Origin of the sequence: Pedobacter nyackensis, from assembly GCF_900176505.1 — a bacterium.
Taxonomy (GTDB): Bacteria; Bacteroidota; Bacteroidia; order Sphingobacteriales; family Sphingobacteriaceae; genus Pedobacter; species Pedobacter nyackensis.
Genome location: NZ_FWYB01000014.1, coordinates 67,917 through 75,613 on the forward strand (window position 1 = coordinate 67,917; position 7,697 = coordinate 75,613).

Genomic DNA, 7,697 nt, shown 5'->3' on the forward strand with positions numbered 1-7,697 from the left:
TTAAAGTCCTACCTGAATCCCAAAATTCAATCCCATTGGCATAGGGAAAGTTCCATAATCAAACCCTACAGCGCCACTTCCGCCAACCGCAGCAGAACTGCCGCTTACCGCTGGATCAAGCCCTGTATAATTGGTAATCAAAAACAAGTCTGTAGCAGTAAAAAATATACTCGCATTTTTAAACACGCCCGTTCTTTTTAGAAACTTCTGATCAAACTTGTAAGAAAGTGTGATGTCCCTCATTCTTATCCAGCCGATATTTTTCTCAATAAAATCCTCCTCATTAATAGCCCCGTTAACTGAATAAAAGTTGGTCGAATTGTAATAAGGTGTAACTATTATATTGTTATAATTTGGCTTGGCTGTGTTTTCCATTCCATCATAAAAAACCCCCTTAATAACCACGGGTTGCTCTCTATTTAAAGTATGTTTACTCAACCCACGACTGGTAAGAAAGTGTTCAGTAGCATTAAAAATGTCGCCGCCTTTTCTAAAATCGATTAAAAAGTTAAGTGAGAAATTCTTATAGATAAATCTATTGGTCAAACCTATGGTAAAGTCAGGGTTCCTGTCGCCAGCCACTTCCCATATAGCCGAGTTCCGTAATGGCAGTCCGGTAACAGGGCTAATTAAAAGCTCTCCCTGATTATTCCTTTTGTACAAAGGCGTGGTAAAAGTAGTAGCCGGATAACCAGGCTTTACTCCATTACGCACATTCAGGTACTGCATTACGTCCGAATTGTAATATTCTTCTAACCCCTGCGGTAAAATACCCACTTCGCTTCTTGTTGCATTAAAATTTGCCAGTATATCCCAGGTAAAGTGCTTTGTTTTAACTGGAGTAGCGTCCAGTTGAAGCTCTATCCCTTCATTTATTACATCACCTCCATTAAATACCTGAAGGATATAACCAGTACCATAGCTCAATCTTAAATCCTTAATAATCTGATCTATAGATTTTTTCCGGTATACAGCAAGGTCCACACCTAATCTGCTATGCAAAAACTTCAACTCGGCACCCGCTTCCATTGATCTTGTCCGCTCTGCTTTCAAATCAGGACTTGGTGCGGTAAAGCCATAAGAAAAGCCACCCCCCGTAGTCCGTTGATTTTCAAGTCCGGGATTAGTACCATATGGTGGCGCATCTTTTCCTACACTCCCGCCCGAGAAACGCAATTTACCATAGGTAAGCCAGGTAAGGGTTTTAAACGGATTCAACTCTGAAAACACAAATGACATTTGAGCCGACGGAGAGAAAAATGACCTGTTTTTAAGCGGTAGTGTTGAAGTCCAATCATTCCTAAACGACCCGGTGACGTACACGATATTATTATAATTAACTGTCATATTGCCAAATACACCCAATAACCTTCTTTCACGTAAAACAGTCCTTCCCCGGTGTTTCGTCGGATCGGTATTGTTTATGCTATAAAAATCAGGGTCCAGGAAACCTTCTCCATTAACGGCATTGGTTACAAAGCTAAACTGGTTTAATGACCCTCCCAGGAGAAAGCTCGTTTTAAACCTACCAAAATCCTGTTTAACTGTATTTAAAAGCTGTGCATTCAGGTTTTTGTTTACCGCAGTTGCCACATCCAGTACCCCGCCCTTTGAAAAACCAAGATTGGATTGTGGGTGGCGTACCAACAGAATTTCATTGGTATAATTATCAATACCCAGCTGTCCCTGAGTAGAAAACCACTTAACAGGATCAAATGCGAGTTCAACATTGGTATTTACCCGACTAGTTGCTGTATGGTTCACATTCTTTTCAAAGTTAAAATATGGATTCTCTACTTCGTTGGTCAGGGTAACATCCTCTTGAATGGTACGCCTTGTACCATCAGGGTTAAGATATTCTTTAGCATTATCGGCAGAAGGCCAGGTAAGTAATCCCAGCAACACCCCACCACTTCCTTTATAAACCTGGTCGTTTTTTTGTGATGTATAGCCAAATGTAATGTTGGCTGATAAGTATTTGGTGATATTAGCAGAGGTAGTCCCACCAAGGTTTAAACGGGTAAGCGCTGTACTGGGTACAATACCATTTTCATTTAAATAAGTGCCGGTAAGTCTGTAAGTTATCTTTTTATTAACTCCGCCTTCAAAAGAAAGATAATGACGGTTAGTTAGTGAATTCTGAAAGAAAGTTCCAATATTATCGTAAAATTTCGTCCCCTCAGGATATTTTGGCCCAAAATAACTCAATAGATCAGGGTTGCTGATACCATCCGTTCCCGGACCATATACAGTTTGAATTTCAGGAGTCTTAATCAGCTTCACGACTTTAAAACTATTCCCATAATTTATTTTACCTGTTCCTGCCACACCTTTTTTAGTCGTGATCACAATTGCACCAGAAGCCGCATCAATACCATATAAGGCCGACGCTTCTGGGCCTTTAAGCACAGTTATAGATTCAATATCCTCGGGATTAATATCAGCAGCCCTGTTAGAGAAATCTACTCCCTTGTCAGAAAGTAAAGTAGCACTCCCCGGAATATCAGAAGCCAGGTCCCCTGTACTAAAGGTTTTGTTATCAATAGGAAGGCCATCCACAATAAACAAGGGCTGATTACTTCCACTTAAAGAAGAAATGCCCCTAATCACGACAGAAGCTGAAGCCCCGGGCAAGCCAGAAGTATGCGCCACAGTTAAACCGGCAACTCTGCCCTGCAAGGAGTTAAGAAAATTTTCACGTTGTGTCTGCGCAATTTCCTGACCTTTTATTTCCGTTATAGCATAGCCAAGCGCACGCTTTTCTTGTTTAATACCCAATGCTGTAACCACAACTTCATTTAGTGGATTATAGGCAGCCTTCAATACTATATTTAAGGGGGCAGTTCCGGTTACCCGAATTTCCTGGCTCTCGAAACCGACGAATCTGATGACCAGTGTAGAATTAAGCCCTGCAGATAAAGTAAACTTACCATTTGCATCAGTTGACACGATTTTATTGGTTCCCTTAATGGTTACCGAAGCTCCCGGAATAGGTTTTCCTCCTTCGTCGCTAACCCTTCCTGTTACAGTAATGTCCGCTTTAAAGTCCGCATCCGAAAAATAATCCATCACCTTGTTTACTACAGACTTTTCTTTTTCTTTAATAAACACATTCTTATTTTCTATAGAATAAGAAAAAGGCAGGTCTTTAAAAATTTGATTCAGGGCTGTAGTAATATCTGTATTCTTCAGTTTCACATCTATCTTTAACTCGTTCAGGTTTTTACTGTTATATAGAAAAACAAAACCTGACTGCGCTTTAATAGATTCCAGAACGGCTGGGACTAGCATCCCCTTTCCATTCAGACTAATCTTCTGACTAAATCCTTTAGCACTTAGCTGCATTAGGGAAACAATTAATATGAAAGTGGTCAACTTCATAATCAATAAGATCTTGGGTGGCAACCAAAAGGATTGCGCCCCTGTTTTAAAAGCATTTATTTTCATACTTTTGTGCGGGTTGAGTTCATACTTAAAAATGGTTTACATCGTCTTTTATTCCGCAATACTCATGTAGAGCGGAAAGGGTAACTCAACTTTTAGCCGGATTGTGGTACCAACACTTTCCGGCTTTTCATTTAGTTACCTCATTGATATCAGGTAATTATTATTCCATATCTTTTTGGTTTAGTTTTAAAATTGGTTTTAGTTAATGATCACGATTTTTTTGCCATCTACTTTAAAGTTTACTTTATAAAACTTTAGCATGTTAAATAATTGACTTGCATTTTCGTTCCTGTAGATTTCTCCAGTAAAGACAATATCAGGCACCTTGCCCTGGTAAATAACTTCTATATTGTACCATCTTGCCATTTGTCTCATAACAGTACGAATATCTGCATCCTTAAATTTGAACAAGCCGTTTTTCCAGGCTAGTACTTCCTCCAGGTTCGCCACATTTACCACCATACTTTTGCCTTCAAGTTCAGCTTGTTGCCCCGGTTTTAGCATTACTTCCCTTGCATTATAAACAGTCGTAATACCTACAGCACCTTCTAAGAGTGTAGTTTTAGTGCGTCCTTCGTCAACGTAACTGTTGATATTGAAGTGGGTTCCATGAACTATTACCTCCTGATTTTCTGTTTTTACAATGAAAGGGTGTGCTTTATCCTTAAAAATTTCAAAGTAAGCCTCACCTTCAAGCTTTACTCTGCGCGCCCCATGTTCATTGAGAGTGGTAGAATAAGTTAAACTCGAAGCAGCATTGAGCCAAACTTTACTTTTATCTGGTAATGTTAAAATATAGGTTTCGCCTTTTGCGGTGCTGAGGGTGTTATAGGGATATTTTGTCGTTCCTCCTTGCAAGGACCGATTATTGTCATCATTACGAGTCTGAGAAGCAATCTCATATACTACCTGACCATCAGCCGTTTTGGTAACACGAATATCAGCCTCTTTAGCAATTTCGCCATTCGCTGCATCAGATAACCTGATCTTTTTACCACTGGCAAGTGTAAGGGTAGCACCCATTCTTCCAGGCGCAATACCAGCAGTATAAGAAGATTTTAAATTTATATGATTGAAATAAAAGACTAATCCAGCACTCACAACCATCATAATTGCCACTGCTATAGCTATCCGAGGCCATAGTTTAAAGATTTTAGTTGGATGATTTAGTTCTTCTTTCATCAATACGTCCCACATCTCATCGCCAACCCTTTCCAAATCATGGTCCGAGTATCCAGATTGAATTTTTGAATTAAGCTTATGCAGCCAGTGCTTAGCAATGATTTCTTCTTCAGGAGTATAATTTCCCGAACAAATTTTTTCAAGCACTGATTTGACGCTTTTCCTTTGCATATCGATTGTGATTATTTCCCCGATCTGAAAACAAAGGCGATTGTGAAATGCGGATTGGCTATCGTGTTTTAAAAAATTGTTACCAAAACCTCAAATAATTACTTAACACCCTGATAATAAGACACAATAATTTCAATCAGTTTCATGAATTCAGAATATGCAGTACGTAAATAACTACACCAAGTTTCGTTTTTAAATGTTTTGATGCTTTTTTGAGGTGATTAGAAACTGTATTTTCTGAGATATCCAGCTGTTCAGCAATCTGTTTTGTACTTAAGTATTGCTTTCGCTTCAGTTTGTAAATTTCTTTCATCCTTGGGGGCATGCTGGCAATTTCTTGTTCGATCAATAAAGCAATGTCTTTCTCACGGATCAGATAATCTGTTTCTTCAGTGTCTGTCTCGATAAAATAATCCCCCGCTTCGATGTATTTTTTAACGATGTCCCTGTGCCTGAAGATATCAAACACCCGATTTAAAGTTGATTTATATAGGTAACCTGAAAGCGTTGTTTTGAGAATTAATACATGCTTGTTTTTCAACACCCACAAAAACACATCCTGAACTGCATCCTTCGCTTCTTCTTCATTACGGAGTTTACTAAAGGCATAAAGAAAAAGCAGTTTATCGTAGCGCTGGTAGATTTCCTTAAATGCAGCATCATCCCCAGACCGCAAAAGTGCGGCAAGTTCAGCATCGCTGCATTGAGTATAGTCACACATTTATTTGGCTCTCGATCTAAGTTTACGAATATAATAGCAATGATAAATAATATTTGCCATATGTGTGTACATCAGCGCTATTCGAGCAATCAATTTATACTATTTTCCTCCCTTTGCATTGAGCATCAACAGCTCCTTCAACTCCTTAAGTTCTTTCTTCAACTGATCAACCTCAGTTTTAAGCTGACTAATTTCTTCATCATGTTCCTGCCAGCCCTTCAACAAAGGAACTGTCATCGTCTGATAATTTAGCGATAGCGTTTTGTTAGCATCATTATCTATGCGGATAAGGGAAGGAAAATACTCCTGCACATTCTGTGCAATAAACCCGATCTGATGTAGATTCATGTCCTTACGATCATAAGAAACAGCATGCAGTCTCCTCAAGCTCTCCGATACCGGAGGAATGGTTACAATATTCTTCTTCAGGCGTACATCCGAATTCGCAGTAACATCTCCTGTTGCAGTGATATCTCCCGAAACCATCACCTTTCCGGTCACACGCAATTCCGAATTCACATCCAGGATGGTGAACATACCTTCCGCGGGTGTCAATTTACCAATTAATGTTCCATCAATTGCGCCATTGGTGATCTCTACTGCATCTTTATTCTGAATAGCCATGGTTCCAAGTCCAAGGTTTACCCTTGCTTCTTCCGCAGTAACTGCACCCGTTCCACCTTTTTCAATGGCTACAACGCTACCAGTACCACCACCACTTCCTGCTCCGAAAGCAATTTCTGTCCAATTCGCATCTACCAGGCCTCCCTTGAGCTGGTAAAGTTTTTCTTCTGAAATAACATACACCAACATCCCTGCACTTCTTCTCGCCGGGGTAATACCATTACGTTCGGCAACATCCGCTACCGAGCGAAAACCGCCCTTACCATAGATCTCATTGTGTGTTGGATATTTATCTGTAAGGTCATTCGGCTCCACCGCACCAATCACCTTCACCTGTGCCGATGCACCAAGGCTGGCCAATGCCATCACTATTAAAAATGAATAGATATTTTTCATTTGAAAAGCTTTTATTTTTAACATTTGTCTCTTTTTTAAAATAAAAATTGCTGAACGTACTGTTACTCAACACTGAAGGTTAATGCCCCGGCAGTATTATCCTTCTGCACATAAATCACATAGGATGTTGTTCCTCCACTTGCATTGGTGAACGACCGTGTTGTCTTCTCAAAGGCACCTGTAGAATCATTTACACCAACGATAACCTTACTCCCTCCCCATGAAGCCGGATAGGCAATCACCAATTTCTGTCTGCCACTCGGCGTAACGGGTTTGGATACTGCTGCAGAGGTGCCAAACTCACTACCAGACAATGCCAGAATTTGTGCGTCTGTTGGCGCAAAAGATACGCCATCTTCACCACCGGAAGCAAAGCCCCAGTAACGTTTCCACTGAAAGTCGATAGAAGCACTGGCCGATGCAGTTTTATTATCTGATGTTTTTACAGACATTGTAAATGTAGTTTTCACATTATTCCCAGCTGAAGCACTTTGCGTTCCATTTACAGAAGCGCCCGCGGCAGGTGAAGCCGTAAACACATTGGTGCCGTTTACAATAATCTCTGTAATCTCTTCCGTTGCAGCAGCCCTTCCAGCAGTCCACGACAAAGAAACCGAAGTGCTACCCGCTGCCCCCATTTCCTTCACACCCGATGGTGTAGCTGTAAGTGAAGCCGAAGGCCCCAGTGAAGGATAAAAAACTGCCTCTATCCATTTAGCCAGATCATCAGTCCCCGGGTTTACATCTTTATAGTAAGCCCCTGTAATGGGACGATTACCATTAAAGCTCCCAATGGTACCACCACTGGCGCCTGACGAAAAAGCAATCCAATTGGCATTATCATTCAGCTCCCCAGGCAAATCCTTACAGATCAGCTGGAAAGTTTTGGTCTTCCCGGTACCATCGTCCATCACCGTACACAACATTCCCGGCTGACGCCTGTCGGCACTAATGTTATTCCTATCCGCTACGGTCGCCACCTGATGATGACCACCTTTGGCATCATTGGTATAGATGATCACTTTCCCTTCCTTAGGAATCAGCGGATTCCCCACAAACTGGGCTTTAGCATCCGTAGGATGAAAGCACCAGGTACTTAAAGCGAGCACCATAAACCTGATTAAATGGCCGCTCCATTTTTGTTTGATTTGCATAT

General features: G+C 40.8%; 5 protein-coding genes. All 5 read right to left on the bottom strand.

Annotation, left to right across the window (positions count from 1 at the left end; all coding sequences use genetic code 11):
• Window positions 1-3,447 (bottom strand): SusC/RagA family TonB-linked outer membrane protein, encoded by a 3,447-nt coding sequence (locus B9A18_RS20080; protein WP_200816411.1) that lies wholly within the window; start codon window positions 3,445-3,447, stop codon window positions 1-3.
• Between the two features lie 198 nt (window positions 3,448-3,645).
• On the bottom strand, window positions 3,646-4,800 hold the full coding sequence (locus tag B9A18_RS20085; RefSeq protein WP_084291339.1) for a FecR family protein: 1,155 nt from the start codon (window positions 4,798-4,800) through the stop codon (window positions 3,646-3,648).
• A gap of 142 nt (window positions 4,801-4,942) precedes the next feature.
• A complete protein-coding gene (locus B9A18_RS20090; protein WP_084291340.1) occupies window positions 4,943-5,521 on the bottom strand; it encodes an RNA polymerase sigma factor in 579 nt (192 codons plus the stop codon).
• A gap of 99 nt (window positions 5,522-5,620) precedes the next feature.
• Window positions 5,621-6,541 (bottom strand): tail fiber domain-containing protein, encoded by a 921-nt coding sequence (locus B9A18_RS20095; RefSeq protein WP_144009557.1) that lies wholly within the window; start codon window positions 6,539-6,541, stop codon window positions 5,621-5,623.
• Between the two features lie 62 nt (window positions 6,542-6,603).
• The gene (locus B9A18_RS20100; RefSeq protein ID WP_084291342.1) at window positions 6,604-7,695 is read right to left on the bottom strand and encodes a hypothetical protein; all 1,092 of its coding nucleotides are present in this window, start codon (window positions 7,693-7,695) and stop codon (window positions 6,604-6,606) included.
• Between the last annotated feature and the right edge of the window lie 2 nt (window positions 7,696-7,697).